This window comes from Nocardioides pelophilus, assembly GCF_014180685.1.
Classification (GTDB): domain Bacteria; phylum Actinomycetota; class Actinomycetes; order Propionibacteriales; family Nocardioidaceae; genus Nocardioides; species Nocardioides pelophilus.
In genome coordinates this window covers 1-2758 of sequence record NZ_JACEHF010000268.1, presented here as the reverse complement: position 1 = coordinate 2758, position 2758 = coordinate 1, and the positions used below count along the sequence as shown (strand labels likewise).

Sequence of the window (2758 nt, the reverse complement as noted above, 5' to 3'; positions counted from 1 at the left end):
CGGCGACGTGCGCACCCTCGCGCTCGACGTGCGCGGTCGGCTGCCGGCCGATGCGCCGGGCGTGTCGGTCGTCATCGGCGTCGCCGACGGCAAGGTCTCGGTCGTCGCGGCGGTCAACGACGCCGGCCGGGCCCGCGGGCTGTCGGCCAACGAGCTGGTCCGGGCCGTGGCGCCGTACGTCGACGGTCGCGGCGGTGGCAAGGACGACGTCGCCCAGGGCGGCGGCACCGACGCGACCCGCATCGACGAGGCGCTCGCGGCGGTCACCGCGGCGGTGGCGGCCGGGTGAGGAGGGGCGTTCGCCTCGGCGTGGACCCGGGCGACGCCCGGATCGGCGTGGCGCGCAGCGACCCCTCCGGCATGCTCGCCACCCCGGTCGAGACGGTGCGCCGCGGCAAGGGCGACCTGCGGCGGCTGCGGCAGCTCGTCGCCGCCGAGGAGGCGGTCGAGGTCGTCGTCGGCCTGCCCCGCTCGCTGTCGGGCCGCGAGGGTCCGGCGGCCGACAAGGTGCGGCAGTTCGCCGTGCTCCTGGCGGACCGGGTGGCACCCGTGCCGGTGCGGCTGGTCGACGAGCGGCTCTCCACCGTGACGGCGGAGGCTATGCTCCGCGATCAACGCAAGGGACAGAAGCGACGCGCCGTGGTCGACCAGGTCGCGGCCGTCGTGATCCTGCAGCACGCTCTCGACACGGAGCGCGCGACAGGCGAGGCACCGGGAGAGGTGGTGGCCGTGAAGGCGTCCGCCGACGCGACCGGGAACGACGTCGAGGAGACGCATGAGTGACCCGCTGGCCGCCCTGACGCAGGACGATGCGCCACCCAGCGGCGGGAGCCGCCGGCGCAAGAGGCGCTTCTCGGGCTGCCTCCCGATGCTCGTCTTCGTCACGGTCGCAGCCCTGCTGATCTTCGCGGCCTACAAGTACGTCGTGCGGCCGGCCTGGGACGACTTCTTCGCCGACCCCGAGGACTACCCCGGCCCGGGCACGGGCGAGGTCGTGTTCGTCGTCGACCCCGGCCAGTCGGTCCCGTCGATGGGGGACGAGCTCGAGGAGCTGGGGGTGGTCGCGTCGGCCGAGGCGTTCGTCGACGCCGCCGAGGACAACGACGGCGCGACCGGCATCCAGGCCGGTGCCTATCTCCTGAAGAACGAGATGAAGGCGGCCGACGTGGTCGAGATCCTGGTCGACCCGGCCAACCTGGCGCAGGCGGCGGTGACCGTCCAGGAGGGCCTGCGGGTCGCCGACGTGATCGACCGGCTCGCGAAGGGCACGGAATTCTCGAAGAAGCAGTTCCAGAAGGCGCTCGCCGACACCGACGCGCTCGGNCGACGCGCTCGGTCTGCCCGACTACGCCGAGGGCAACCCGGAGGGCTACCTCTTCCCGGCGACCTACACGATCACCCCGCAGGACACCCCGGCGTCGATCCTCCGCGACATGGTCGACCGCTGGAAGCAGGCGGCCGCCGACCTCGACCTCGAGGCCGCGGCGGCGGAGATCGGCTTCGAGCCGCACGAGATCATGACCGTGGCCGCGCTCGTCCAGGCCGAGGGCCGCGAGCCGGACATGCCGAAGATCGCCCGGGTGGTCTACAACCGGCTGGAGAACCCCGGCACCGCCGGTCAGGCGGGCTTCCTCCAGATCGACGCGACCGTCGACTACGCACTCGGCCGTCCGCTCACCGTGGGTCTGACCCAGGAGGAGCGCGAGAACACGCAGTCGCCGTACAACACCTTCGTCAACAAGGGCCTGCCGCCCGGCCCGATCGGCAACCCGGGCGAGGCCGCGATCAGCGCCGCGCTCTCACCGGCGCAGGGCGACTGGTACTACTACGTGACGGTCAACCTGCGGACCGGGAAGACCAAGTTCGCAGAGACCTACGAGGAGTTCCAGCAGTACGTCGCCGAGCTGCGGGAGTACTGCGACACCAAGTCCGACGCGTGCTGAGCCTGGCCCGGCGGTGACGAGAGTGAAGTGCGGAGTGGTGGGCGACCCGATCGCCCACTCCCTGTCCCCGGTGCTGCACCGGGCGGGCTACGCCGCCGTCGGCCTCGACTGGGAGTACGACGCCACGCTGGTGCCGGCCGGCGAGCTGGCCCGGTTCGTGGCCGGCCTGGGAGAGGAGTGGCGCGGGCTGTCGGTGACGGCCCCCCTCAAGCGGGAGGCGCTGATCCTCGCCGACGTGCTGAGCGACCGGGTCCGGCTGGTCGGCGCGGCCAACACCCTGCTGATGACGAGCGGGGAGGTGCACGCCGACAACACCGACCTTCCCGGGGCGGTCGCCGCCATCCGGGAGCGCTACACCGGGACGATCGAGGCCGCCCTGATCCTGGGCGCGGGTGCGACCGCCGCGTCGACCGGCCTCGCCCTCGCCGAGCTGGGCGCCGGCAGGATCGCGATCGCCGCCCGGTCGGCGTCCCGCGCGTCCGACACCGTCGCAGCCATCGCCGGCCACCCGAGCCGTCCGCAGGTCCGGGTCCTCGACCTCGCGACCGTCGAGCTCGAGGACGAGGACATCGTGGTGTCGACGGTGCCGACCGTGGCCCAGACCCGTGGCCTGGTCTCCCGCGTCGGCGGCGTCGGAGTGCTCTTCGACGTGCTCTACGACCCCTGGCCGACCCCGCTGGCCCAGGCAGCCACCCGGACGCTCGTGAGCGGCCTCGACCTGCTCGTCCACCAGGCGGCGCTCCAGTTCACCGCCTTCACCGGCGTCGCCGCGCCGCTCACCGCGATGCGGGCCGCCGGGGGGGCGGCGCTGCGGG

At 73.6% G+C, this 2758-nt stretch carries 4 protein-coding genes and 1 pseudogene; all 5 read left to right on the top strand.

Annotated elements, in window-relative coordinates; genetic code table 11:
* On the top strand, positions 1 to 289 hold a 289-nt coding region (locus tag H0488_RS22720; protein ID WP_246372696.1), incomplete at its 5' end, for a DHHA1 domain-containing protein.
* Positions 286 to 783, top strand: coding sequence for a Holliday junction resolvase RuvX (gene ruvX / locus H0488_RS22715; RefSeq protein ID WP_183101463.1), 498 nt, complete (start codon positions 286 to 288; stop codon positions 781 to 783). The genes H0488_RS22720 and ruvX, both read left to right, overlap by 4 nt.
* Positions 776 to 1288 (top strand): annotated as a pseudogene (locus H0488_RS25330) (endolytic transglycosylase MltG); the annotation flags it as partial. The gene ruvX and the pseudogene H0488_RS25330, both read left to right, overlap by 8 nt.
* 49 nt (positions 1289 to 1337) lie before the next feature.
* Positions 1338 to 1943 (top strand): endolytic transglycosylase MltG, encoded by a 606-nt coding sequence (mltG, locus tag H0488_RS22705; protein ID WP_183101465.1) that lies wholly within the window; start codon positions 1338 to 1340, stop codon positions 1941 to 1943.
* 13 nt (positions 1944 to 1956) lie between these two features.
* A partial coding sequence (locus tag H0488_RS22700) for a shikimate dehydrogenase (RefSeq protein ID WP_312856494.1) occupies positions 1957 to 2758 on the top strand: 802 nt, incomplete at its 3' end.